The organism is Streptomyces antioxidans, assembly GCF_000968685.2.
In the GTDB taxonomy this organism is placed as follows: Bacteria; Actinomycetota; Actinomycetes; order Streptomycetales; family Streptomycetaceae; genus Streptomyces; species Streptomyces antioxidans.
In genome coordinates this window covers 15,212-39,097 of record NZ_LAKD02000091.1, presented here as the reverse complement: position 1 = coordinate 39,097, position 23,886 = coordinate 15,212, and the positions used below count along the sequence as shown (strand labels likewise).

Annotated in this window: 20 protein-coding genes and 1 pseudogene; 9 read left to right on the top strand and 12 right to left on the bottom strand. The window is 72.4% G+C overall.

Annotation, left to right across the window (positions count from 1 at the left end):
- Positions 1–113: 113 nt before the first annotated feature.
- From panB to VT50_RS28730, 3 genes are all read left to right on the top strand, one after another.
- Positions 114–983, top strand: a complete 870-nt coding sequence (gene panB, locus VT50_RS28740; RefSeq protein ID WP_046084463.1) for a 3-methyl-2-oxobutanoate hydroxymethyltransferase — start codon at positions 114–116, stop codon at positions 981–983.
- Between the two features lie 235 nt (positions 984–1,218).
- Complete coding sequence (locus VT50_RS28735; protein WP_046084464.1) at positions 1,219–2,232, top strand: ATP-binding cassette domain-containing protein; 1,014 nt, start codon at positions 1,219–1,221, stop codon at positions 2,230–2,232.
- Positions 2,233–2,243: 11 nt separating this feature from the next.
- Positions 2,244–3,053 carry an ABC transporter permease gene (locus tag VT50_RS28730; RefSeq protein ID WP_046084465.1) on the top strand — a complete coding sequence of 270 codons (810 nt, stop codon included), beginning with the start codon at positions 2,244–2,246 and terminating at the stop codon, positions 3,051–3,053.
- A gap of 256 nt (positions 3,054–3,309) precedes the next feature.
- On the opposite strand, the gene VT50_RS28725 is transcribed toward VT50_RS28730, so the two are convergent.
- On the bottom strand, positions 3,310–5,961 hold the full coding sequence (locus VT50_RS28725; protein WP_476714584.1) for an ATP-binding protein: 2,652 nt from the start codon (positions 5,959–5,961) through the stop codon (positions 3,310–3,312).
- A gap of 394 nt (positions 5,962–6,355) precedes the next feature.
- A pseudogene (locus VT50_RS40655) lies at positions 6,356–7,222 on the bottom strand (AfsR/SARP family transcriptional regulator); the annotation flags it as partial.
- Positions 7,223–7,486: 264 nt separating this feature from the next.
- On the opposite strand from VT50_RS40655, the gene VT50_RS28720 reads away from it, so the two are divergent.
- Positions 7,487–8,284 carry a site-2 protease family protein gene (locus VT50_RS28720; protein ID WP_046084481.1) on the top strand — a complete coding sequence of 266 codons (798 nt, stop codon included), beginning with the start codon at positions 7,487–7,489 and terminating at the stop codon, positions 8,282–8,284.
- 28 nt (positions 8,285–8,312) lie between these two features.
- Here the strand turns inward: VT50_RS28720 and VT50_RS28715 are convergent, their stop codons facing one another.
- The 6 genes from VT50_RS28715 to VT50_RS28690 all read right to left on the bottom strand — a co-directional run bounded on the left by VT50_RS28715 (position 8,313) and on the right by VT50_RS28690 (position 13,995).
- Entirely contained in the window at positions 8,313–8,513 is a 201-nt protein-coding gene (locus tag VT50_RS28715; RefSeq protein ID WP_046084466.1) for a hypothetical protein, read from the bottom strand.
- A gap of 179 nt (positions 8,514–8,692) precedes the next feature.
- Entirely contained in the window at positions 8,693–9,457 is a 765-nt protein-coding gene (npdG, locus tag VT50_RS28710; protein ID WP_046084467.1) for an NADPH-dependent F420 reductase, read from the bottom strand.
- A 47-nt stretch (positions 9,458–9,504) separates the two neighbouring features.
- Positions 9,505–10,551 (bottom strand): carbohydrate ABC transporter permease, encoded by a 1,047-nt coding sequence (locus tag VT50_RS28705; protein ID WP_240529346.1) that lies wholly within the window; start codon positions 10,549–10,551, stop codon positions 9,505–9,507.
- Positions 10,548–11,510, bottom strand: a complete 963-nt coding sequence (locus VT50_RS28700) for a carbohydrate ABC transporter permease (RefSeq protein WP_046084468.1) — start codon at positions 11,508–11,510, stop codon at positions 10,548–10,550. Before VT50_RS28700 ends, VT50_RS28705 begins: the two co-directional genes overlap by 4 nt.
- A 5-nt stretch (positions 11,511–11,515) precedes the next feature.
- Entirely contained in the window at positions 11,516–12,871 is a 1,356-nt protein-coding gene (locus VT50_RS28695) for an ABC transporter substrate-binding protein (protein WP_046084469.1), read from the bottom strand.
- Entirely contained in the window at positions 12,868–13,995 is a 1,128-nt protein-coding gene (locus VT50_RS28690) for a sialidase family protein (RefSeq protein ID WP_046084470.1), read from the bottom strand. The genes VT50_RS28695 and VT50_RS28690 overlap by 4 nt, the downstream gene beginning before the upstream one ends.
- Before the next feature lie 281 nt (positions 13,996–14,276).
- Here VT50_RS28690 and VT50_RS28685 point away from each other — a divergent pair, with 281 nt between their 5' ends.
- A complete protein-coding gene (locus tag VT50_RS28685) occupies positions 14,277–14,882 on the top strand; it encodes a hypothetical protein (protein ID WP_046084471.1) in 606 nt (201 codons plus the stop codon).
- Positions 14,883–15,016: 134 nt separating this feature from the next.
- Here VT50_RS28685 and VT50_RS28680 read toward each other — a convergent pair whose 3' ends face one another.
- Complete coding sequence (locus tag VT50_RS28680) at positions 15,017–15,244, bottom strand: hypothetical protein (RefSeq protein WP_046084483.1); 228 nt, start codon at positions 15,242–15,244, stop codon at positions 15,017–15,019.
- A 72-nt stretch (positions 15,245–15,316) separates the two neighbouring features.
- Between VT50_RS28680 and map the strand changes: the two genes are divergently transcribed.
- Together map and VT50_RS28670 are read left to right on the top strand one after the other, a co-directional pair.
- The gene (gene map, locus VT50_RS28675) at positions 15,317–16,174 is read left to right on the top strand and encodes a type I methionyl aminopeptidase (RefSeq protein ID WP_046084472.1); all 858 of its coding nucleotides are present in this window, start codon (positions 15,317–15,319) and stop codon (positions 16,172–16,174) included.
- 157 nt (positions 16,175–16,331) lie between these two features.
- Positions 16,332–16,982 carry a biliverdin-producing heme oxygenase gene (locus VT50_RS28670; RefSeq protein ID WP_046084473.1) on the top strand — a complete coding sequence of 217 codons (651 nt, stop codon included), beginning with the start codon at positions 16,332–16,334 and terminating at the stop codon, positions 16,980–16,982.
- Between the two features lie 55 nt (positions 16,983–17,037).
- Here the strand turns inward: VT50_RS28670 and VT50_RS28665 are convergent, their stop codons facing one another.
- The 3 genes from VT50_RS28665 to VT50_RS28655 all read right to left on the bottom strand — a co-directional run bounded on the left by VT50_RS28665 (position 17,038) and on the right by VT50_RS28655 (position 21,056).
- A complete protein-coding gene (locus tag VT50_RS28665) occupies positions 17,038–17,517 on the bottom strand; it encodes a hypothetical protein (protein ID WP_046084474.1) in 480 nt (159 codons plus the stop codon).
- Between the two features lie 253 nt (positions 17,518–17,770).
- A complete protein-coding gene (locus VT50_RS28660; RefSeq protein ID WP_046084475.1) occupies positions 17,771–19,339 on the bottom strand; it encodes an HtaA domain-containing protein in 1,569 nt (522 codons plus the stop codon).
- Between the two features lie 202 nt (positions 19,340–19,541).
- A complete protein-coding gene (locus VT50_RS28655; RefSeq protein ID WP_078840556.1) occupies positions 19,542–21,056 on the bottom strand; it encodes an HtaA domain-containing protein in 1,515 nt (504 codons plus the stop codon).
- Positions 21,057–21,182: 126 nt separating this feature from the next.
- Here VT50_RS28655 and VT50_RS28650 point away from each other — a divergent pair, with 126 nt between their 5' ends.
- Together VT50_RS28650 and VT50_RS28645 are read left to right on the top strand one after the other, a co-directional pair.
- Complete coding sequence (locus VT50_RS28650; protein ID WP_046084485.1) at positions 21,183–22,226, top strand: heme/hemin ABC transporter substrate-binding protein; 1,044 nt, start codon at positions 21,183–21,185, stop codon at positions 22,224–22,226.
- A gap of 47 nt (positions 22,227–22,273) precedes the next feature.
- The gene (locus VT50_RS28645; RefSeq protein WP_046084486.1) at positions 22,274–23,398 is read left to right on the top strand and encodes a FecCD family ABC transporter permease; all 1,125 of its coding nucleotides are present in this window, start codon (positions 22,274–22,276) and stop codon (positions 23,396–23,398) included.
- Positions 23,399–23,886: the final 488 nt, after the last annotated feature.

Below are 23,886 nucleotides of genomic sequence, written 5' to 3'. Positions count from 1 at the left end.
CACTCGCCCGCACGGTCCGGGCCCACTTTCGTCCCGGCAGGAGCCGTGCCAGCATGGGATTGGTCCGGGGACGCCGTCAGGGCGCCTCGAGATGATGAACAGGAGCCGTAGCGATGACGCACGTCGATCCTGCGCGAAAGCAGTCCGAGAAGCCCGAGAAGGCGCTCTACGGGGGCACGAGCTCCCGCCGCATCACCGTCCGCGACATCGCGGCGGCCAAGGAGCGCGCCGAGAAGTGGCCGATGCTCACCGCCTACGACGCGATGACCGCGTCCGTCTTCGACCAGGCGGGCATCCCGGTGCTGCTGGTCGGTGACTCGATGGGCAACTGCCATCTGGGCTACGAGACCACCGTGCCCGTCACCATGGACGAGATGGCGCTGCTGTCCGCCGCCGTGGTCCGCGGCACCCGGCGCGCGCTCATCGTCGGCGACCTGCCCTTCGGCTCGTACCAGGAGGGCCCCGTACAGGCGCTGCGCAACGCCACCCGCCTGGTCAAGGACGCGGGCGTGGGCGCGGTGAAGCTGGAGGGCGGGGAGCGCTCCGCCCACCAGATCGAGCTGCTGGTCCAGTCCGGCATCCCGGTCATGGCCCACATCGGCCTGACCCCGCAGTCCGTCAACGCCTTCGGCGGCTACCCCGTCCAGGGGCGCGGCGAGGAGGCGGCCCAGCAGCTGCTCCGGGACGCCAAGGCGGTCCAGGACGCGGGCGCCTTCGCGGTCGTCCTGGAGCTGGTCCCGGCCGAGCTGGCCGCCGAGGTGACCCGGTCGCTACACATCGCCACGGTCGGCATCGGCGCCGGTCCGGACTGCGACGGCCAGGTGCTGGTGTGGACGGACATGGCGGGCCTGACCGACGGCCGGGTGCCGCGCTTCGTCAAGCAGTACGCCCAGCTGCGGCAGGGCCTGGGCGACGCGGCGCGGTCCTTCGCGGAGGACGTCGTCGGCGGGGCCTACCCGGCCGAGGAGCACTCCTTCCACTAGGTGTCTCCGACGGGCGCCTGTAGGGGACGTCCGACGCGTCAGGTGCCGGGAAGGGGCGGGGAGGGGAAAGACCCGCCGGACCAGCCGTAGCACCCCGGGTCCCGTCGGACACCACGAGTCCCGTCGGACACCACGAGCCACTGCGGTACAACGACAGCCCGCCGATCTTCCCCCGTCGGCGGGCTGTCTGCCGCTTGTCGGTGGTCTGTCGGTGACGGCTGCCACCGTGGGCTGCATGACGCGACGGGAACACAGGATCAGGGACGGCAACGCCGTCGAAGTGCGGGGGCTGGTCAAGCACTTCGGTGCCACCAAGGCCGTCGACGGAGTGGATCTGGACGTGCCCGAGGGCACCGTCCTGGGGGTGCTGGGCCCCAATGGCGCCGGTAAGACGACCGTCGTCCGGTGTCTGTCCACCCTGCTGGTGCCGGACGCCGGCACCGCGGTGGTCGCCGGGTACGACGTGGTGCGCCAGCCCCGGCAGCTGCGCCGCACCATCGGGCTGACCGGGCAGTACGCATCGGTCGACGAGAAGCTCCCCGGCTGGGAGAACCTCTACATGATCGGGCGGCTGCTCGACCTCTCCCGCAAGGAGGCGCGCACCCGGGCGGACGCCATGCTCGAGCGGTTCTCGCTCACCGAGGCGGGCAAGCGGCGGGTGCGCACCTACTCCGGCGGTATGCGCCGCCGGCTCGACCTGGCCGCGTCCATGATCGGGCGGCCGTCGGTGCTCTATCTGGACGAGCCCACCACCGGTCTGGACCCCCACTCCCGCAACGAGGTGTGGGACGAGGTCCGGCGGATGGTCAACGACGGCGCGACCGTGCTGCTGACCACCCAGTACATGGAGGAGGCCGAGCAGCTGGCCGACAATCTGACGGTGATCGACCGGGGCAGGGTCATCGCCAGCGGCCGGGTGCACGAGCTCAAGGCCAAGACCGGCGGCCGCACCCTGCAGATCCGTCCGTCCGACCCCGGTGAGCTGCACCGCATGGTCGGCGCCATCAGCCAGGCGGGGCTCGACGGCATCGGCGGCGCGATCGCCGATGTGGAGGAGGGCCAGGTGAACGTGGTCATCGCCAGTGACGAACAGCTGACGGCCCTGATCGGTCTGCTCGCCGAGCGCGGCTTCGCGATCTCCGGGATCCACACCCAACTGCCCAGCCTGGACGAGGTCTTCCTGGCCATCACCGGCCGGAGGGCGTCCGCCCCGCAGGACGACAGGAAGCTGGAAGGGGTCCCCGCGTGAGTACCGCCACGATGACCGCGCCCCTGAGGGGGAAGAACGACGGCCGGATCGGCCCCCGCGCCAATCTGCGCCACATCGGCGCGCTGGTGCGGCGCAACGTCATGCAGATCAGGTACGAACCGTTCGCGATGTTCGACGCATTGGCCCAGCCGATCGTCTTCGCGCTGCTGTTCACCTATGTCTTCGGCGGCGCGATGACGGGCGGCAACCGCTCCGAGTACGTCAACTACTTCATTCCCGGTCTGATGGCGATGGGCGGGCTCAACATCGCGATGTCGATCGGCATCGGTGTCAATGACGACTTCAGCAAGGGCGTCATGGACCGCTTCCGCACCATGCCGATCGCCCGCTCCTCGGTGCTGATCGCCAAGCTGATCGTGGAGAGCGGCCGGATGATGGTGTCCACCCTCATCCTGCTGATCATGGGCTTCATCATGGGCTTCGAGCTCGAGACCGGCCCGCTGGAGCTGGTGTTCGCGGTGGTGCTGTCCGTGCTCTTCGGATCCTCGCTGACCTGGATCTTCATGCTGCTGGGGATGTCGATGCCCACTCCGCAGGCGGTCAGCGGTCTGGGCTTCATGGTGATGATGCCGCTGCAGTTCGGCTCGTCCATCTTCGCCCCGACCGCCACCATGCCGGGGTGGCTGCAGTCCTTCACCGAGTACAACCCGCTGTCCCGGCTCGCAGACGCCGCACGGGCGCTGACCAGCGGCCATGGCGCGGTGGCCGAACCGGTGATGGTGACCCTGGGCTGGGCGGTGGCCCTCACGGTGGTCGTGGCGCCGCTCGCGGTGCGCAGGTTCCGCATCAAGACGAGCTGACGGCCCGCGGACCCGAGACACCGGCGAGCCACCGGCCGGGCGCGCATCTCCCCGTGGGACGTGCCCGGCCTGTTGCCGTTGCCGCCGCCCCGGCCGGGGCTCGCGGCCCGGGCGGGCCCTTGCCGCCGGGCAGCGGGCGGGGCCGCTCAGACCGTGCCCTGGGCGGGCCCGATCAGCTCAGGGCAGTGGCCTCGCCCGCTCAGACCAGCGCGGTGGCCTCGCCACTCACACCAGCGCCATGACCTCGCCCGCCCGCTCACACCAGCGCGGTGGCTTCCTCCAGCGTGAGGCCCGTGCCCTCGGCGTACGCCCGCTCGTACGCGGCGTCCCCGAGCCCGGCCCGCGCCGCAGCCTCGGTGCGCTCCCGGCCCGTCCGCTCGATGGCGGACTTCCGGTGGTACCGCGTCGTGCGCAGCACGTCGTACGCCCCCACCAGCCGCGCCGCGGTCCCGGCCCGCCCGGCGCCGCCGAGGGCGCTCAGCGCCTCGGCCCCGGTGAGCAGCTGGGTCACCGGGATGTACGGCGCGATGAGGTCCGTCATCGGCCCGGTGGACTTCGCCAGCGCGCCGCGCGCGTTCTCCAGGGCGTCGCCCGGCCGCCCCTCCAGCAGGTCGAGCCAGGCCAGCATCCCCATCACCAGGCCCGCGAACAGAGGCAGCGACCGGCCCTCGAACTCCCCGTGCAGGGTGACGAGAAGGGCCCGTGCCTCCGCGGGACGGCCCGTGGACCCGCAGCGCAGCGCCAGGTGGATCCGGGCGTACGACAGCGCCTCGGCGCCCATGTGCTGCCGCTGACCGACCACCTCGCGCAGGATCCGCTCGCCCTCCGCGGCCTCCTCATCGTCCCCCAGCTCCACGAAGACCCCGGCCAGCCGGGAGCGGAGGAACAGCACCTGCTCATGGGCCCCGAGCTCCTGGGCGCAGCGGATCGCCGCACGGTAGTCCTCGGCCGCGGCCGCGCCCTCGCCGCGCTGCTCCCGGGTCTCGGCCCGACCGGCCAGCGCCTCCGCGGTGCCCCATACGTCACCGAGCCGCCGGAAGATCTCCAGGGCCTCGTCGGCGTCGCGGATCGCGCCCTCGTGCTCGCCGCCGCGCTCGTTGTGGACCCTGGCCCGCAGCTGGAGGTTGAACGCCAGCTCCCACGCGTAGTCCAGCTCCCGGCAGGTGCGCACCGCCTCGTCGGCCATCCCGCGCAGCAGGGCGAAGTCACCTTTGAGGATCACCGCGAAGAACCAGAGGACGCCCGGGAGACGGCAGGTCTGGGGCAGCCCGGGGCGGTAGGCGGAGACGATGCCCTCCAGCTCGCGCCGGGTGCCGCTGCCCACCATGGCCTGGAGGTCGCCCTCGATGGTGGACAGCGCGAACAGCCGCACCCCGCGCCGCGCCTCCTCCAGCGGTTCGGGCTCCATCGGCGGCGGGGCGGCGATACAGCTGACGTGGAGCGGCGGCGCGGGCGTCACGGGCGGGGTGAACGGGCTCGGCCCGAGCTCGGCCGCGGCGGTCGCCCAGTGGTGGGCCTCGACGCGATGGCCGCGCAGGTGCCAGAACCAGCCGAGCGAGAGCACCAGGCACAGCGCCTCCTGCTCGTCGCGGGCGGCCACGGCCCGGCGCAGCGCGGTGCGCAGATTCTCGTGTTCGGTCTCCAGCCGGAGCAGCCAGCGGCGCTGTGCCGGGCCGCGCAGCAGCGGGTCGGCGGTACGGGCCAGCTCCCGGTAGGCGACCAGGTGGCGGCGCTCGACCACGGCCCGCTCGCCGGACTCGTCCAGCCGCTCAGCCGCGTACTCGGCGACGGTCTCCAGCAGCCGGTAGCGCATCTCCCCGTCGGCGGCCCCGGGCGCGGTGACCACAAGCGATTTATCGATAAGGGAACCGAGGAGGGCGGCCACATCGCGAGGATCCACGACTCCGGCACGCTCTTCGCTGCCCTCTTGCCTGTCGTCTTGCCTGTCGTCTTGCCTGTGCTCATGGCTGTCCCCGCACACCGCCTCCGCCTCGGCCAGTCCGCAGCCGCCCGCGAAGACGGACAGCCGGGCGAGCACGGTGCGTTCGGGGGCGTCGAGCAGGCCCCAGGACCAGTCGACGACCGCGCGCAGGGTCTGCTGGCGGGGCAGCGCCGTACGGCTGCCGCTGGTCAGAAGGCGAAAGCGGTCGTCCAGCCGGTCGGCGAGCTGGCGCGGGGTGAGCAGCCGCAGGCGCGCGGCGGCCAGCTCGATCGCCAGCGGCAGCCCGTCGAGGCGGCGGCAGATCTCGGCGCACGCGGCCGGGTCGTCCTCGGTACGGAACCCGGGCCGGGCCGCCGCGCCCCGGTCCTGGAGCAGCCGCAGCGCGACGGGGTCGGGCAGCGGCTCCACGGGCCGCACCAACTCGCCCGGGACGGCGAGGGGTTCCCGGCTGGTGGCCAGGATGGTGACCCCGGGGCACTGGGCGAGCAGGGACTCGGCGAGGTGGGCCGCGGCCGTCACGAGGTGTTCGCAGTTGTCGAGCACGATCAGCATCCGGCGCGGGGCGCAGTGCTCGATGAGCCGGGCACGCGGATCGTGCAGGGTCGGGTCGGCGGCGGCTCGCAGCCCCTCGGCCGCCGTGCCGAGGATGACCGTCTCGCGCGCCCCGAGCGCGCTGAGGACCGTCTCCGGAACGGTCTCGGGGTCGTCCACGGGCGCGAGCTCGGCCAGCCACACCCCGTCCGGCCAGCCGGACGCGACCGCCTCGGCGGCCTCCTGCGACAGCCGCGTCTTCCCGGCCCCGCCGGGCCCGAGGAGGGTGACCAGCCGGTGCTCGGCCAGATCGCCGCGCAACGCCGCGAGATCGGTCTCGCGCCCGACGAAGCTGGTCAGCCGGGCCCGCAGATTCCCCCCACGAACGCGCGCGGACCCGCCCGCCACGCCCCCCGCCGAACCGCGGCCGGGCACCCCCGAACCGCCCGGTACGAACTCCGCCGCCCCGGAGCCGGGCGCCCCCGAACCGGCCCGTACGGACTCCACCGAACCAAAGCCGGGCGCCCCCGAACCGGCCGGTGCAGACCCCGCCGAACCAAAGCCGGGCGCCCCCGAACCGCCGATGCAGACCCCGCCGAACCAAAGCCGGGCGCCCCCGAACCGCCGATGCAGACCCCGCCGAACCAAAGCCGGGCGCCCCCGAACCCGCCGATGCAGACCCCGACGGACCGGAACCCGCCAACCCCGAACCAGCCCGTACGGACTCCACCGAACCGGGACCGGGCGCCCCCGAACCCGCCGATGCAGACCCCGCCGAACCGGAACCCGCCAACCCCGAACCAGCCGATATGGACTCCGGCGAACCAGAGCCGGGCCGCCCCGAACCAGCCGGTGCGGACTCAGCCAAACCAGGACTGGGCGCCGCCGAACCGGCCCGTACGGATTCCGCCGAGCCAGGGCCGGAAGCCCCCGAACCAGGCCGTACGGACTCCGGCGGAGCGGGGGGCTCGCCGGCGGTCAGCGTGAGGAGCTCGGCGTGGAGCGTCCGCAGGTCCGGCCCTGGGTCGGCGCCCAGACGGTGGGCGATCTCCGTACGGATCGCCTCGTACGCGGCCAGGGCCTCCGCCACCCGGCCCGCGTCCCGCAGGGCGCGGATGCGCAGTGCGTGCAGCGGCTCGTCCAGCGGGTGGGCGTCGCAGAGCGCGGTGAGCGCGGGGAGGGCGCGGTCGGCGCGACCGAGGGCGAGGTCGGCGGCGAACCGGGCGCGCCGCGCCTCCAGCCGCCGCGCCTCGGCGCGGGCGGCGGGCGCGGCGGCGTCGGGCAGATCGCTGAGCGCGGGCCCGCGCCACAGCCCGAGTGCGGCGTCGAGCAGATCGACGGCCTTGACCGGATCGCCGTCGGCGAGGGCGCGGGCGCCCTCCTCCGCGAGCCGTTCGAAGCGGTGCAGATCGATGTCGTCGGGGTCGGCGCTCAGCCGGTACCCGCCCGGTACGGACTCCACGGCGTCCTTGCCGAGCACCCGCCGCGCCCGCCCGACCAGCGCCTGCAGCGCGCCGTGCTCGTCGGCGGGCGGATCGGTGTCCCAGATCTCCCCGATGAGCGCCCCGGTGGTCCGCGCCCGCCCGGGCTCCAGCGCGAGCGCCGCAAGCAGCGCACGCAGCCGTACCCCGCCGACGTCCACGGGGGTGCCGTCGTCGCGGCGGGCCTGGGTGGTGCCGAGTATGCCGTAGCGCACGGGCCCATTCTGATGGATGGCCCGCGGGGCGAGGCATCGGCCTCGGACACGCGGGAACGGCGCCGACGAAACGATGCCGTCGGGAACGGCGCCGACGGGGAGGGCGCCGAGCCGAGGGCGCCGGGTGGCCGCGGGCGCGTGGCGCTGATCACGTCTGCTCTGCTCCCCATTGACCGGAACTCCGCGCACACTGTCCGTCGTTTCCCCCTCAGCGCTCACCAGCTCAGCGCTCACCAGCCCGTACGTGTATGGAGACCCCACCCGATGACCACCGCCATCAGCCGCCGCGACCGGCGCATCAGCCCCGTCTTCCTCGGTCTGTTCGCGATCATGGTCGTGTCCGCGTGGGCCGTGTGGACGGAGTACTCCGCGAGCCCCGGCTTCGCCGTGTTCCTGTTCGTCGTGTCGGGCTGGATCGTCTCCCTCTGTCTGCATGAGTACGCCCATGCGCGCACCGCGCTGCACGGCGGGGATCTGACGATCGGCGCGAAGGGCTATCTGACCCTGAACCCGCTGAAGTACACCCATGTGGCGCTGAGCATCGTGCTGCCCGTGATCTTCGTGATCATGGGCGGGATCGGGCTGCCGGGCGGGGCGGTGTTCATCGAGCGGCACCGGATCCGGGGGCGCTGGAAGCACAGCCTGATCTCGGCCGCGGGGCCGCTGACGAACGTGCTGTTCGCGGCGGCGCTGACCGCGCCGTTCTGGCTCGGCGCCACCGACCGGGTGCCGGAGCTCTTCCGCTTCGCGCTCGCCTTCCTGGCGCTGCTCCAGGTCACGGCGGCGATCCTGAACTTCCTGCCGGTGCCGGGGCTGGACGGGTACGGAGTGATCGAGCCGTGGCTGTCGCACCGCATCCGGCGCCAGGTCGAGCCGTACGCGCCGTTCGGGCTGCTCGCGGTGTTCGGGATCCTGTGGATACCCGGGGTCAACCAGGTGTTCTTCGAGGCGATCGACGCGGTGCTGCGGGCTTTGGGCGTATCGGAATGGGACACCTATTGGGGTCGGGAATTCTTCCGCTTTTGGCAGGGTGAGCCCGATATGACCGGATTCGGCGCGTAGGGGCGCCTGGCCAGCCGCGGCCGGAGGCTCAGCCCGTGGCGCCCTCGCCCTCGTGGGTGGTCGCTCGGTCGGCGCGGGTCTTGCGGAGGTAGTACCAGGCCATGTTGGAGGAGATACCGGCGATCAGGATCCAGACGATGCCGAGCAAGCTCCCCCGCGCGAAGGACACGACGGCTGCGGCGATCGCGAGCACGCAGACGGCCAGGGCGTAGAGGGCGAGGCGGGGCATGGGGTCGGCTCCTGTCGGGGGGTGTGTCGCTCCCCGACATTGTCCCCCATGCGCCGCCGGAGGGGGCGGGGCGCCCCGGGCGCGGACCCCCGACACCCCGGGCGCGGACCACCGCCGACCCCAGGCGCCCCGGGCGGGGACCCCCGCCGACCCCAGTGCGGGCATGCCCACAGCCGTCCTCAGACGTCCGTGACGCGCAAGCCCGCATGCGCCTTGTAGCGGCGGTTGACCGAGATCAGATTGGCCACCAGGGACTCCACCTGGTGGGCGTTGCGCAGGCGGCCCGCAAAGACCCCGCGCATGCCCGGAATGCGGGCCGCGAGCGCCTGGACCACATCCGTGTCGGCGCGCGACTCGCCCAGGACCATCACATCGGTGTCGATCTGCTCGACCCCGGGGTCCTGCAGCAGCACGGCCGAGAGGTGGTGGAAGGCCGCGGTGACGCGGGAGTCCGGCAGCAGGGCGGCGGCCTGCTCCGCCGCGCTGCCCTCCTCCGGCCGCAGCGCGTACGCGCCCTTCTTGTCGAAGCCCAGCGGATTGACGCAGTCGATGACCAGCTTGCCGCCCAGCTCCTCGCGCAGCCCCTCCAGCGTCTTGGCGTGGCCGTCCCACGGGACCGCGACGATGACGATGTCGCTGCGGCGCGAGCACTCCGCGTTGTCCGCGCCCTCGATCCCGAGCTCCGCGCCGCCCAGCTCCCGCGCCGCGGTCTGCGCGCGCTCGGCGGCACGGGAGCCGATGATCACCTTCTGACCCGCCCTGGCCAGCCGGTAGGCGAGGCCACGGCCCTGGTCGCCGGTACCGCCGAGGACACCGACGGTCAGGCCGGACACATCCGGAAGGTCCCAAGGGTCCTTGGCCGGGGCCTTCTTCGCGGGGACCTCCTTCGCGGGGGCGTCGGACGCGGAGTTCGTGGCATCAGGAGTGGCATCAGGAGTTGTCATGACAGTGATCCTGTCACGCACCGCGGCCACCTTCAGGGTGACGTCTCTTACGCCTTGACACTCCCCTCCGTCAGCCCTGTCCGCCAGTACCGCTGGAGCACACCCATCAGCACCATCAGCGGCAGCACGGACAGGAACGCCCCGCCGACCGTGTACTGGTACAGCTCCGGCTGCCGGTCCGCGTACCCCTGCCACGACGTCAGACCGAGCTGGATCGGATAGAGGTCGGAGTCGGAGAGCATGACCAGTGGCAGAAAGAAGTTGTTCCAGATGTGTACGAACTGGAACAGGAAGACGGTCACCAGCGCCGGGGTCATCAGCCGCAGCCCCAGCGTGGAGAAGATCCGGGCCTCCCCCGCGCCATCGATCCGCGCCGCCTCCAGGAGGGAGTCCGGCACGGCCGCGGTCGCGTAGATCCGGCACAGATAGACCCCGAACGGGCTGACCACGCTGGGGATCAGCACGGCCCAGTAGGTGTTGGCCAGGCCGATCTCGCTGAAGAGCAGATACAGCGGGAGGGCGAGCGCCGTGCCCGGGATCAGCACTCCGGCCAGGATGACGTTGAAGACGCCCTCCCGGCCGGGGAAGCGGTACTTGGCCAGGGCGTAACCGGCCGCGGCCGACAGCAGGGTGGCGGCGAGCGCCCCGACGCCCGCGTACATCAGGCTGTTGGCGAACCACCGCACGTAGATGCCGTCGTCATAGGTGAGCACCTGGTGCAGATAGTCCAGCGGGTGCGGGTCGTGGAACCAGAAGCCGAAGGTTCCGAAGAGGTCGCTGCTGGACTTGGTGGAGCAGACCACCAGCCAGTAGACGGGGGTCAGGAAGTAGAGGGCGGCGACGGTGAGCAGCGAGGAGGTGATGATCCGGTGTCGCAAGGGGGGTGCCAGACCCTCCCGGCCCTTCGCCGCGCGGCCGGGGGACCGGCCCGCACCGGGCCGGTCGCCGGACTGATCCCCTGGTCGGCCCCCGGGCCGGTCGTCGGGCGGGACCGCCTCGGCCTCACCCCCGGGCGCGGCCTCACCCCCGGGCGCGGCCTGGCCCCCGGACTCATCGGCGACCACCCCACCAGGCAGGTCGTTTCTCTCGCTCATCCGCTCTCGCCGTCCTTCTCCCGCTGTCCCACGAGCCTCAGGAAGCCGAAGGACAGTACGCAGGCGACGAGGGCGAGCAGTACCGCCTCGGCCGCCGCGATGTGCTGGTTGTTGCTGGTGAACGCCTCGTTGTAGGCGGAGAGATTGGGGGTGTAGCCCGAGTCGATGGAGTTGCTCAGCGGCTTGAGCACCTTCGGCTCGGCGAAGAGCTGGAGGGTGCCGATGAGGCTGAAGACGGTGGTGAGCACGAGCGCGGGCCGGATCAGCGGGAGCTTGATGTGCCGGGCCACCTGCCAGGCGTTGGCCCCGTCGATCCGCGCCGCCTCGTACAGCTCACCGGGGACGGCCTTGAGCTGGGCGATCAGCACCAGCATGTTGTAGCCGGTGAACTGCCAGGTGACGATGTTGGCGATGGACCACAGAACCGCTCCGCGGCCCAGGAAGTCCACGTTCCAGCCCATCGAATCGGCCATCTCCACCAGCGGGCTGATCCCGGGGACGTAGAGGAAGCCCCACAGGATCGAGGCGATCACCCCGGGCACGCCGTACGGCAGGAAGAAGGCGGTCCGGAAGAAGCCGACCCAGCGCGCGGACGCCGCGTCCAGCAGCAGCGCCAGCGCGGTGGCGAAGACGATCATCAACGGGATCTGGACGGCGCCGAAGAGCAGCACCCGCCCGAAGCCCGCCGTGAACCGGTCGTCCTCCAGGGCGTGGACGTAGTTGGACAGGCCCGCCCACACCTGTTTGGTCTCGCCGCCGAGGCCCAGCGGCCCGGTGCGCTCGACCTTCAGCAGACTCTCGTAGAGGGCGTACGCGATGGGGGCGATGAAGCACAGGAGGAAGAGCGCGAGGAACGGCAGCAGGAAGCCGGACGCCGCCCGGGCGCTGCGGGCCTCGGTCCTGGTCAGGCGGCGGGGGGCTCCGCTCCTCCGCAGCCCGCTCCCCCGCGCCCCGTTCATCCGCCTCACCCGGCCTTCACCTGGAGGCCCTTTTCCTTCAGGTCGGCGACCGTCTGGCTCTGCACCTTCTTCAGTACGGAGCGGAAGTCGGACCCGTCCCCGATGGCCGCCGTGAAGGCGTCGCCGAGCCGCTGGTAGAGGGTGTCCGTGGCGGGACCCCACTTCCAGCTGGTGTCCACGCCCTTGCTCGCCTCGTCGAAGACCTTGCTGTACGCCTGGCCGCCGAAGAAGTCCTTGTGCACATCGAGCTGGGAGGTGGTGTAGCCCTTCTTGGCGCCCGGGGTGCCATAGCCGTTCTCGATCAGCAGCTTGATCGACTCGGGGTCGGTGTTGAGCCAGACCGCGAAGGCCAGCGCGTCCTTGGGGTACTTGGTCTTGGCGAAGACCGCGGTGGTGGAGCCGCCCCAGTTGGCGTGGGCGGCGTCGCCCTTCTTCCACTGCGGCATGGGCACCACGCGCCACTTGCCCGCGGTCTTGGGGGCGTTGCCGACCAGCAGGGCGTCGCCCCAGCTGGCGCCGAGCCAGGAGGCGATACCGCCGGTCTGGACATCCTTGTACCAGGCGTTCTGCCGGTCCGGGATGGTCTTGATGAGCTTCCCGCGGACCAACTCGTACCAGTAGTCGGCGACCTTACGGGTGGCCTCGTCGTCGATGGAGACGATCCAGGTGTCCCCCTCGGTGCCGAACCAGCGCGCCCCGGCCTGCCAGGCGAGTCCCGCGAAGCGGTTGCCGTTGGTGGCCGAGAAGGTCTCGATCCAGGCGCCCTTCTTACGGATCGCGGTGGCCGCCTCCTGGTACTCGTCCCAGGTGGTGGGCGGCTCGATGTCCCACTTCTCGAAGAGGTCCTGTCGGATGAAGAGTCCCATCGGGCCGGACGCCTGCGGTATCGCGTAGACCCCCTTGCCGAAGACGGACTGCTGCCACTGCCAGCCGACGAACTCGTCCTTGTGGTCGGCGACCCCGTACTTGGTCAGGTCCAGCAGCCCGTTGTCGACGAGGAAGCTGGGCACGACCGGGTACTCGATCTGGCCGAGGTCCGGCGGATTGCCCGCCTTGATGGCGGCGTGCATCTTGGCGTACTGGGCGCCGTCGACGGCCGAGACCTTCTCGACCTTGACCCGCACCTCCGGGTTCTTGCTGTTCCACAGGGCGACGGGCTTGTCGATGCCCGGCACCCAGGACCAGAAGGTCAGGGTGATCTTCTCGCCCTTCTTGCGGCCCTTGGGCCCATCACCCCCGTCGTCGTCCGAGCCGCAGCCCGCGAGGGCGAATCCGGCGGCCGCGGCGGCCGCGCCGCCGAGGACCGTACGGCGCGGTGTGCCGTGCGGCCAGGTGTTCCCGTTTCTTGTGGTGTCGCTCATACCAGCTCCTTCATAGGTATGCGCCGGAATGTGATGGTCGAGTAGGCGCTGAAGTCGCCGGTCTCGTAGAGCAGTCCGACCGTGGCGTCGTCGAGCCGGACCAAATCGGAGTAGGCGGCGGGCAGGCCGTCCACGGTGTGCGCCGGCCGCCAGGTGACGCCGCCGTCACGGCTGGTGCGGACGGTCATCAGCGCCCGGTACGCGGGGTCGGCGGGGCCGGAGAAGAGCAGTGCGTCCGGCTCGCCGAGGTGCAGCACGCTGCACTCCACCACCGGGGCGACCAGACCGGCCTGCGGCCGGAAGGGGAGGTCCAGGGTGGCGCCACCGTCGCCGGAGTGGGCGTCCGCGCGGGTACCGGGCGCGCTGGCGTCGGTACGGGTGTTGAAGTAGACCCGGCCGTCCGGGAGTTGGGCGGCGGTGGTCTCGTTGACGTTGATGTAGTCGTCGGGGTTGTCGTCCACGTACCCGATCCGCCAGGTGGCGCCGCCGTCGTCGCTGAGCAGGTCGTGGCCGCCGTTGTACCGCCCCTCGGTGCCGTTGTCGCCGGGGACGGTCGGGGGCAGGGAGTGGTTGCCGGGGATGACGATCCGGCCCGCGTGGGGGCCATACCGCAGCTGGAGGGCGTGGCCGGGGGTGGTGGCGTACCAACGCCACTCGGGCCGCTTGGTGCTCGCGGTGATCTCGCGGGCCCCGCTCCAGCTCGCGCCGCCGTCATCGCTGTACGTCAGCCACACCCGCCGCCCGTCGGCAGCGCTCACCTCGCCGCGCCGGATCCGGTCCTCGGTGGCGGAGGCGGCGCTGCGGACGTGCACCAACAGGACGCGGCCGTCGTCCGGGCCGCCGTCGAGGACGACGGGGGCGGGGTTGCCCGCCGTTCCGTCGCCGTTGCGGGCCACGACCTGTAAGGCGCCCCAGGTCCGTCCGCCGTCGGCCGACCGCTTGAGCACGAGGTCGATATGACCGTCGTCGGCGGAGGAGTTCACCCGCCCCTCGGCGAAGGCGAGGACGGTGCCGTCGTGGGCCAGCACGGCCGCCGGGATCCGGTAGCTCGCATAGCCCTCCGTCCCCGCCCGGAAGGGAACGGACACCTCGTACGAGCGTGCCGCCCCCGTGTCGACTGCCATCAGACCTCCCGATGCCCCGTCGCAATCGAGTGCCACGTCATAAATAGGACGTAGGACGTCCCTTGTGTGCGGCGACCTTAGGGTTTGCCTCACAGAGCGTCAAGGGACGGGGCATGAACACTTGGAGACACGGAGGGGCACGCGCAGGGGGACACGGAGGGGGCGCGGGGGCGCCGGGCGCGCAACGGGTCGACGGCATGCCCAGCGCATATGCCCCGAACGGGTGAGCCGGACCCGAATCGCCCCCGCCGGGGCGCGGACCGGGGCAGGATCCGGATGCCATGGACGCCGTAAGGGTCGCGCTGCTGCGCGAAGTCCTCGCCGGAACGGAATGGCTCCAGGCCACCCGCCGCTTCGCGGGCTCGCTACGGGCCTCGGTCGGACCGCGCGCGGGCGGACTGCTGCTGGTCGGCAGCGAGGCTTATGAACCGTGGCACCTGGCCGCCCACCTCGACGACGAGGCGGCCTGGTCCGGGCTGCCCGAGCTGTCCCCCACCCTCGTCCGCCACCAGGTGCCCGAGGGCGGCGCCGTCCCCGCGCACCTCGCGGTCGGCCTCGGGCGGCTGGAGCGGGCGGGCCGCGGCGAGACCCTGCTGGTGGTCGCACCCGGCGACCCCGGGGCCGGGCTGCTGGAGCGGGTGAACGGCGCCCGCCGGTCCGGGGCGACCGTGCTCGCCCTCGACGGCGGCGACGCCGAGCTGCACGCCCTGGCCCATGACGCGCTCTCCGCCCCCGAGGACGGCGAACTCGACCTCGACACCCTCCAACACCTGGTCAGCGCGGCCACCGGCGAAAACAGCCCGCCCCGCCCGGGCCGCCGCCGCTTCCAGGACCGCCTGGCCCGCCTGGCCGAACACCTGGCCGCGCCGCCGCCCGCGCATTGGTGAGGCCGGTTTGGGGGCTGGTGTGCGCCCGCTGGGGGCTGGCCATGGCGGCGGCCGGATGGCAGTCCAACGTCTGGAACGGCGCGCCGGGAGGCGGCTAGGCGTCACCGCCGGAGACTAGGCGTCACCGGCAGAAGCTAGGCGTCGCCGCCTTGGGGCTTGTCGTCGCGCCAGCGCGGATCGTTCCGCCACTCCGCGTCGCGCTCGCGCACCGTCTCCACCGCGCGGGCCGCCTCCTCCGGGGAGGCGTACGGGCCGAGGCGGTCGGCGGCGCGGCACTCCGGGCCCTCCTCGACCTTCTGGTGCTCGATGCAGTAGTACCACTCGCCGGGCTTCCCGGCGGTACCTCTCCTGAACAGCGCCATCCCGGCCCCGACCTTCCGCTCGTACTCCCTTGCGGCCATGCTGCCCCATGCACCGCCGATACACTCGCTGATATGTCTGGCCAGTCGCTTCTAGTCCCGGGGAAGCTCTCCCCCACCCGCACCGTCCCCGCCTCGATCCCGCGTCCGGAGTACGTCGGCAAGAGCGGCCCCACTCCTTACGACGGGCCCGAGGTCCAGGACGCCGAAACGATCGAGCGCATGCGGATCGCCGGGCGGATCGCCGCACGGGCGATGGAGGAGGCCGCCAAGCTGATCGCACCTGGGGTCACCACGGACGAGCTGGACCGGGTGGCCCATGAGTACATGTGCGACCACGGCGCATACCCCTCGACGCTGGGCTACCGCGGGTTCCCCAAGTCGCTGTGCAGCTCGGTCAACGAGGTCATCTGCCACGGCATCCCCGACACCACCGTCCTGCGCGACGGCGACATCGTGAACCTCGACGTCACCGCCTTCATCGGCGGGGTGCACGGGGACAACAACGCCACCTACCTGTGCGGCGAGGTGGACGAGGAGTCGCGGCTGCTCGTCGAGCGCACCCGTGAGTCCCTCAACCGTGCGATCAAGGCCGTCAAGCCGGGCCGCCGGATCAACATCATCGGCCGGGTCATCGAGTCGTACGCCAAGCGCTTCGACTACGGCGTGGTGCGCGACTTCACCGGCCACGGGGTCAACACCTCGTTCCACTCCGGCCTGATCGTGCCGCACTACGACAGCCCGCACCACACCACCGAGATCAAGCCGGGGATGACCTTCACCATCGAGCCGATGCTGACGCTCGGCACCCATGACTACGACATGTGGGAGGACGGCTGGACCGTGGTCACCAAGGACCGCAAGCGGACGGCGCAGTTCGAGCACACGCTGGTGGTGACGGAGACCGGGGCGGAGATCCTCACCCTGCCGTAGGGGTCCGCGGGGTTCTGAGGTGTTCTGAGGTGTCTTGTGCCGGGGGCGATTTTTCGTCGGCCGTTTTACCGACAGCTTGTCGGGAAAGCATTGACGTAGACGACGGTCTCTACTTAGGTAAGGCTAACCTACACACCTCGGCCCCCGGAGGTCCACCGTGGAGTTCTCCGCCCTGATCCGCACCGCCTCACGGGAAGCGCACTCGGACGTCGGGAGCTCGTCGTTCATGACCGACCTGCTCGGCGGGCGGCTGGGAGTGGCGGCCTACCGCCGCTATTCGGAGCAGCTGTGGTTCGTCTACCGCGCCCTGGAGTCCGGGCCCGCGGCCGGCGCGCTCGCGGCCGACCCCGTGGCGGGCCCGTTCCTCCGGCCGGAGCTGGCCCGCCTGGCCGAGCTGGAGCGCGATCTGGCCCACCTCGGCGGCCCGGACTGGCGCACCGGCCTCACCGCGCTGCCCGCCACGGCGGCGTACGCGGCGCGGATCGCGGAGTGCGCCCGCGACTGGCCCGCGGGCTATGTGGCCCACCACTACACCCGCTACATGGGCGATCTGTCCGGCGGCCAGATCGTCCGGGACACGGCGGAGAAGACCTGGGGCTTCGACCGTAAGGGCGACGGGGTGCGGTTCTACGTCTTCGAGTCGATCGGCAACCCCGCCGCGTTCAAGCGGGAGTACCGCGCGCTGCTGGACGCGCTGCCGCTGGACGACCTGGAGAAGCAGCGCGTGGTGGAGGAGTGCAAGCGCGCGTACGCGCTGAACGCGGGGATCTTCCGGGAGCTGGCCGAGGAGTTCCGGCTCAGCGCCTGAGCGAAGTGACTGAGCGGGCAGGAGGGGCCGGTGAGCGCGGGCGTTCCGGTGGGCGCTACGAGTTAGCGGCATAGCTGGTGGTGCCCCAGCTCTGGCCGACGCGCAGCGACTCCATCCAGCGGGCATCGGTGACCTGGACGAGGTAGTCGCCCTGGGCAAGCCGCTCCTCGTCCTGCCAGCCACCGTCGCGCTCGTGGGAGAACATCGGCAGCCGCTCGAAGGCCTCATCGCTGACGGGGTGGTTCCGCGCGGCCACCCTCTCGATGCCCGCGACGAAGCGGTGGGTGTTGCTCTCCACCCATTCCTCGTCCAGGAACTCATCGAGGGTGACGACGTCCGCCAGCGAACCATCGCGGCGCGGGGTGGAGTTCTCCGCGGCCTCCCACAGCACCCGGAAGAAGAAGGTGGGGTCGTCGGGCAACAGCTCGCCGGTGCCCCAGGAGGGCTCGTAGTAGACGACGAAGACCCGAAAGCACACGCGCCGCTGCTCGTGGTCAAGATCGAGGACGCGGACGCCGAAGAGGTCGGTGGACATGGGGGACTCCAGGGAGGATGCGCAGGGGATCCAGCCCGGACGGTGGGACCGCCGGTGCGGGGGCTCACGGTAGCGGCGCCCGCGCTCTGTTGGTGAGCTGGATGGATCGCTTCCACGAAGACGAGTGGGGCCGGGCCGCGACCTGCGTTGCCCTCCCCCGTACCGGGCCACGGCCCTAGCGGCCCAGCCCACAAGCCCGCGCCCACCGGGCAGGAGGAGTCGGTGAGCGCGGGCGGCCGGTGGGGCGGGTTGGTCAGGACCCGCCGGGTGTCGGGGTGTCGATCGCGTTGAGGCGGCGGCGGGCGGTGGCGAGGAGGGCCGCCGTACCGGCCACGGCCATGGCTCCGGCGCCGCCCAGCATTGCCCCGGTGGGGATGTCCGCGCCGGTGCTGGCCAGGGAGCCGGTGCCGCCCGTGGTGGACCCGCCGGTGACGGACCCGCCGCCGGTGGTGGTGCCTCCGGTGTCCGTACCGCCCGTGTCGCCGCTTCCGCCGGAGCCGCCGGTGTTGCCGCCGGGCAGTTCGGCGTCCTCGTCGAGGGAGACGGCCACCGTGACCGGATCGAGGGCGTCGCCCGCCGTGTAGAAGCCGCCGAAGGCCTCGGCTCCGTCGGCCGTCAGCGCGGCCGGGAGATCCGTAAGGGTGATGACCCCACCCTTCGGGTCGGGGAGGCCGGAGCCCGTCGCGAGATCGGCCACCGTGACGTCGTCGCTCTCGGTGACCTTGCCCGTCTCCCGGTCCTTCGAGGACACATCGGCCACCAACGCGCCCTTGGCGCCCTCGACCTCGATGCTCAGATCGCTGAACCTCAGGTCCAGCGCGCCCTCATGGCCGGTGAAGCGCACCGCGCCGTCGAACGCCGCGTCCAGCGAGCCCTCGTCCGCGTCATAGGCGCCCTCGCCGTTCGGGAAGCGATAGCCGTCCCCGTGGTCGGCCGCGCCGCCGCTGAGGGTGATCTTCCCCTTGGCGATCGGGCCGGTGACGTAGTCCCGGAAGGACTTCTTCACCCCCCAGTCGAGGTTGCCGTCCACGACCCCGGGCGCCGCGCCGGAGGACTCGGTGGGCGTGTTCGCGGGCCCCGCCGTGGTGTGGGTGGGAGCCGGGGTCGTCGGGGTCGTCGGAGTGGCCGAGGGCGAGTCCGTCGGGGTGGGCGTCGCGGTCGGGGTGGCGGCGCCCGGGGTGACCGCGAGCGTCGCCGGGTCCAGCTGCTGCCCCTCCTGGTACATGTCGTTGAACGCCTTGGCGCCGTCGGCCGTGAGCTCCGTCGGGATGTCCGCGAAGGTCATCCGGCCGCCCTCGCCGGTGCCCGGCGTCACCCCGGACAGATCGAGGGTGACGAGCACGACGTCGTCGCTGGTGGTGCCGGACGAGGTGACATCGGCGGTGATCTCGCCCGAGGCGCCCTCCGTGCGCACCTTAAGGTCGGCGAGGGTGAGGTCGAGCGCCCCGGCGTGGCCGGTGAAGCGCACCGTGCCCTTGAAGGTGGTGTCCACGGCGTGGCTCGAGGTGTCGTACGTGCCCGTGCCGTCGGTGAAGGTGAACGGGCCGTTGTCGGGGGCCTGTCGGGCGCCGTCCGCGACCTCGATCGTGCCGTGGGCTATCGGGCCGGTGACGTAGTTCCGGAACCCCTCCTTCACACCCCACTCCAGGGTGCCGTCCTTGAGCTCGAGACCGGGCGCCGCCGCGGCGGCGTGGGCGGGCAGGACGGTGACGGCGCCCCCGAGCGCGGCCGCGGCGGCGACGGCCGTGGCGAGCGCCAGGGCGCCGCGGGCGGCGGGTCTGCGGGGGCGGGGCGCGGAGGTGGTGGTCGGTGTGACGGTCATGGGCGGGTGCCTCCCGGTCGGAAGTCCAGTTGAGGAGCGACGAATCAGTAGTGACAGGGGTGGATGAGTGGTTCAGGCCGGTGGCGGGGTCGCCGTCCGGTGGCCGGGGGTCAGCCCCGTGGGCGCGGTCGCCGCCCGGCGGCCGGAGGGCAGCCCTGTGGCGTCGCCCCCGACGGCCGGGGGCCCGTGGCGTGGCCTGGGGTCAGTTCCGTGGCGCGGTCACCGCCCGGCGGCGGCGCCACCGCGGTACGAGGACGGCCGCGGCGATCAGCAGCACGCCGCCCGCCCCGGCCGCCGCCCATGGCGCGGCGGAGGAGCCCGACGAGCCCGACGACGAGGAGGCCGCCGCGGGCGAGGCGGTGCGCCCGGCCTTCGCGCCGGTGGGCCGTTCGGCGGTGGCGGACGGGGAGTCGCCCAGGTCGGGCAGGGGCGGAAGGGATGCCTTGGCGTCGAGGGCTACCGCGAGCGAGACCGGGTCCATGGCCGTGCCCGCCCGGTAGAGCCCACCGAACACCTCGGCGCCCCGGGTGGTCAGCGTGGCTGGGGATTCTGTCACCGCGATCAGGCCCTTCTGGGCGCGCAGTTGGGCGGCCTTGAAGGTGGCCAGCGGCACGTCCCCGGCCGTGGAGCCGTCGCGGGTCACATCCGCCGCCAGCGTGCCGCGCCCGTCCGCGATGCGTACGGACACCCCGCTCAGCGCGAGGTCGAGATCCTTGCCCCGGAAGCCGATACGGCCCTGGAAGGTGGCGCGGAGGGTGTTCCGCCGCTCGTCGTACGTCCCCTTGCCGCCGGGGAAGCGGAAGAGCGCGCCGCCGTCCTGCGCCCCGTCCGACAGCCGCCACTTCCCCTTGGCCACCGGGCCGGTGACGTACTCGCGGAAGGTGCGGCGCACCCCCCAGTCGACGGCGGCCGTGGTGAAGGCGCCCCGTGGCCGGTCCTTCCCAGGGTCAGCGCTGGCGCCATGGGTCGGCTCGGCACCCGGCTTCGGCGCCTTCCGCGCGGGCGCGTCCACCGACAGGCTCACCGGGTCCAGCTCCGTACCCGCCGTGTAGTACCCCGCGAACGCCTTGGCGCCCTCCGAAGTGAGCTTCGCCGGAAGGTGGTTGAGCACCACCGGCGATCCGCCGCCGCGCATGGTCACCCCGCCGAGGTCGAGGGTGGCCAGCGGCACCTGCCGGGCGCTGGTGACCTTGCCGGTGCCCTTGGCCTTGCCGGTCATATCGGCGTAGAGGGTGGCGCCGCGGCCTCCGGCGGGGATCCGGACGGTGGGGTGGCCGATGGTGAGGTCCAGTTGGTACGAGCCGTCCGGCTTGCGGTGGCCGAGGAAGCGCACCCCGCCGGAGAACGCCGCCTCGAAGGCGCCGTCGGCCGGGTCGTAGGAGCCGGTGGCGGAGTGGAAGCGGAACTGGTCGCTGCCGACCGTGGCCGCCCCGTCCCGCAGGTTCCAGCTCCCCTTTGCGATGGGTCCGGTGACATAGCTCTGGAACGAGGACTTGATGCCCCAGTCCAGGCGCCCGCCCGCGACCGTACGACCGTCGGCGACCGTGTGTGCGTCCGCGGCCGTACGTGCGTACGCGGCCGTACGGTTCGCCCCCTGTGCGGCGGGGCCGCTCAGCAGCGTGGCACAGAGCGTGAGCACGGCGGTGGCGGTCGTCGCGGTGAGCACGGTGGACTTACGGACCGGCCGTGACGACTCTGCTGGTCCCAACGGCAGCATCAGAGGCCCCTCCCCCCTCTAGTGAAGCAAGGCAAGGCTAACCTAAGCTATGCGCCGTCAGGTAGGAACAGCGCGACCAACGTGGAAGGGCTGAACGTGGATCAACCGCAGTCGGCGGCCGGGCCTCTGCCCGGCAGACCCCATGCACCACGCCTCGCCAGGCGGCCACTCGGCGCCCTTCTCCCGCTGCTCGCGCTGCTGGCGCTCACCGGGTGCGGCGGGGGCGCCGGGGGCGGAGGCGGTGAAAGCGGTAGGGACGCCGGTTCGCCGCGTACGGCCGCGGCGGCAGCGGACCGGGTCGAGCCCCTGCGCACCACGCCGACGCCGCGCCTCCCCGCCACCGTCAGGTCCGCCGACGGCCACCGGGTGACCGTGCGGGACGCCGACCGGATCGTGCCCCTCACCGGGTCGCTCTCCGAGATCGTCTTCACCCTGGGGCTGGGCCGGAACGTCGTCGCCCGCGACATCACCGCCACGTTCGCGCAGGCGGCCAAGTTGCCCGTGGTCACCCGGGCCCACGATGTCTCCGCCGAGAGCGTGCTCTCCCTGAAGCCCAGCGTGGTGCTCGCGGAGACCACCACGGGTCCGGCCGAGGCCATCGGCCAGATACGGGACGCCGGGATTCCGCTGGTGGTGCTCGACCCGCCGAAGCGGCTGTCCGACATCGGCACCCGTATCGACGCGGTGGCCACCGCACTTGGCGTGCGTACGGCGGGTGCGGAGCTGCGCGAGCGCACCGACCGCCGCATCGAGGCCGTGCGCAAGGACATCCCCGCCGCGGACCACCGGCCGCGCGTGGCCTTCCTGTACCTCCGCGGCAGCGCCTCGGTCTATCTCCTCGGCGGCCGGGACTCCGGGGCGAGTTCGCTGCTGGAGGCCGCGGGGGCGGTGGACGCGGGCAAGGAGTCCGGACTGACCAAGGACTTCACCGCCATCACCAGTGAGGCCCTTGCCAAGGCGGCGCCGGACGCGATCCTCGTCATGACGAAGGGGCTTGAGTCGGTGGGCGGTGTGGACGGGCTGCTGAAGGTGCCGGGGGTCGCGGAGACTCCGGCCGGTATGGACCGGCGCGTGGTGGCGGTCGACGACGGTGTGCTGCTCAGCTATGGACCGCGTACTGATCGGGTGCTGGCGTCACTGGTGCGGCAGCTTCACCGTACGGGCCGATGACGGCCAAGGGGGGCCGCCGCCCGGTGGATCGTGGCGCCTGCGGCGGGCTGTTCCCCTCCCCGCCCCTTCCCGAAACTGGGGCTCCGCCCCAGCCCCCGACATCCGGGAGCCAGGCCCTTGGGGTCCCGGGTGGAGCCCTTGGGCCTCGTGGGCGGGCCGCGCTCCTTACGGGTGCTCTCGTCGCCGCCCTCGTCGTGCTTGCCCTGCTCGCCGCGTCCATCGGGGCGTATGAGATACCGCCTCGGGCGCTGCTCGGCTCGCTTCTCCACCGCACCGGTCTCGGTGGCGCCGAGTTGGACCGGGTCGGGGAGAGCGTGCTGTGGAACGTACGGCTGCCGCGCGTCGTCCTCGCGCTTCTCGTCGGGGCCTCGCTGGGGTGCGCGGGGGCGCTGACGCAGGGGGTGTTCGGCAATCCGCTCGCCGAGCCGGGGGTCGTGGGCATCTCCTCGGGCGCCGCCGTCGGCGCGGTCGGCTCGATCGCCCTGGGTCTGGACGTCTTCGGCAACTGGACGGTGACCGTGTGCGCCTTCCTCGGCGGGCTGCTCACCGCGTTCGTCGTCTACGCGCTGTCACGGTCCGGCGGCCGTACGGAAGTCGTGACGCTCATCCTCACCGGGATCGCGGTCAACGCCTTCGCGGGCGCGCTCATCGGGCTCGCCGTCTTCCGCGCCGACAACGCCCGGATCACCGAGATCACCTTCTGGCAGCTGGGTTCGCTGGCCCAGGCCACCTGGCCCAAGGTGCTGGCGGTGCTGCCGTGCGCGGTCGCGGGCCTGGCCGTCGCGCCGCTGTACGCCCGCGCCCTGGATCTGCTCGCGCTGGGCGAGCGCCCGGCGCGCCATCTGGGCGTGGACGTCGAGCGGTTGCGCAGGGCGCTGATCCTGGTCGTCGCGCTGCTCACGGCCGCCGCGGTCGCCGTCGCGGGGGTCATCACCTTCGTCGGGCTGCTGGTGCCGCATCTGCTGCGGATGGCGGCCGGTCCGGGGCATCGCTTCCTCGTCCCCGCCAGCGCGCTCACCGGTGCGCTGGTACTGCTCGCGGCCGACCTCGCGGCCCGTACGGCCGCCCAGCCCGCCGAGTTGCCACTCGGGGTGCTGACGGCCCTGGTCGGCAGCCCGTTCTTCTTCTGGCTGCTGCGCCGGACCCGCCGCGGGCGGGGAGGCTGGGCATGACCACCATAAGGACCCCACGTCAGCCGTTCGCCAACCGCACCCGGCGACTCTTCCCCGCCCGCACCCGGCGGCTGTTCCCCACCCGCGCGTACCGGTTGGCCCCCGCGGGTGATGGGCCGCTAGCCCCCGCCCGCGCTCGTCAGCCGTTCACCACCCGCACACGGCAGTTGCTCCCCACCCGTGCACGGCGGATGCTCGCCACGCGCGCACGACGGATGCTCGCCACGCGCGCACGACGGATGCTCGCCACCCGTGCACGACGGATGCTCGCCACCCGTGCACGACGGATGCTCGCCACCCGTGCACGACGGATGCTCGCCACGCGCGCACGACGGTTGGTCTCCGCCCGCGCTCGGCGGACGTTCGCCAACCGCACCCAGCAGCTGTTCGCCGCCTGCGCCCGGCGGCTGTTCCCCACCCACGCGCGCCGGTTGGCCCCCGCAGGCGATGAGCGGCTGGCCCCCACCCCCGCCCGGCGGACGTTCGCC

What these genes read in the sequence shown, in the direction of transcription:
- VT50_RS28680 (WP_046084483.1), bottom strand. Translation starts at nt 15,244, where the DNA reads ATGGCGCTGTTCAGGAGAGGTACCGCCGGGAAGCCCGGCGAGTGGTAC.
- VT50_RS28720 (WP_046084481.1), top strand. Translation starts at nt 7,487, where the DNA reads ATGACCACCGCCATCAGCCGCCGCGACCGGCGCATCAGCCCCGTCTTC.
- VT50_RS28730 (WP_046084465.1), top strand. Translation starts at nt 2,244, where the DNA reads ATGACCGCGCCCCTGAGGGGGAAGAACGACGGCCGGATCGGCCCCCGC.
- VT50_RS28655 (WP_078840556.1), bottom strand. Translation starts at nt 21,056, where the DNA reads ATGCTGCCGTTGGGACCAGCAGAGTCGTCACGGCCGGTCCGTAAGTCC.
- VT50_RS28660 (WP_046084475.1), bottom strand. Translation starts at nt 19,339, where the DNA reads ATGACCGTCACACCGACCACCACCTCCGCGCCCCGCCCCCGCAGACCC.
- map (WP_046084472.1), top strand. Translation starts at nt 15,317, where the DNA reads ATGTCTGGCCAGTCGCTTCTAGTCCCGGGGAAGCTCTCCCCCACCCGC.
- VT50_RS28735 (WP_046084464.1), top strand. Translation starts at nt 1,219, where the DNA reads ATGACGCGACGGGAACACAGGATCAGGGACGGCAACGCCGTCGAAGTG.
- VT50_RS28700 (WP_046084468.1), bottom strand. Translation starts at nt 11,510, where the DNA reads ATGAACGGGGCGCGGGGGAGCGGGCTGCGGAGGAGCGGAGCCCCCCGC.
- VT50_RS28685 (WP_046084471.1), top strand. Translation starts at nt 14,277, where the DNA reads ATGGACGCCGTAAGGGTCGCGCTGCTGCGCGAAGTCCTCGCCGGAACG.
- VT50_RS28695 (WP_046084469.1), bottom strand. Translation starts at nt 12,871, where the DNA reads ATGAGCGACACCACAAGAAACGGGAACACCTGGCCGCACGGCACACCG.
- VT50_RS28665 (WP_046084474.1), bottom strand. Translation starts at nt 17,517, where the DNA reads ATGTCCACCGACCTCTTCGGCGTCCGCGTCCTCGATCTTGACCACGAG.
- npdG (WP_046084467.1), bottom strand. Translation starts at nt 9,457, where the DNA reads ATGACAACTCCTGATGCCACTCCTGATGCCACGAACTCCGCGTCCGAC.
- VT50_RS28715 (WP_046084466.1), bottom strand. Translation starts at nt 8,513, where the DNA reads ATGCCCCGCCTCGCCCTCTACGCCCTGGCCGTCTGCGTGCTCGCGATC.
- VT50_RS28690 (WP_046084470.1), bottom strand. Translation starts at nt 13,995, where the DNA reads ATGGCAGTCGACACGGGGGCGGCACGCTCGTACGAGGTGTCCGTTCCC.
- VT50_RS28705 (WP_240529346.1), bottom strand. Translation starts at nt 10,551, where the DNA reads ATGAGCGAGAGAAACGACCTGCCTGGTGGGGTGGTCGCCGATGAGTCC.
- panB (WP_046084463.1), top strand. Translation starts at nt 114, where the DNA reads ATGACGCACGTCGATCCTGCGCGAAAGCAGTCCGAGAAGCCCGAGAAG.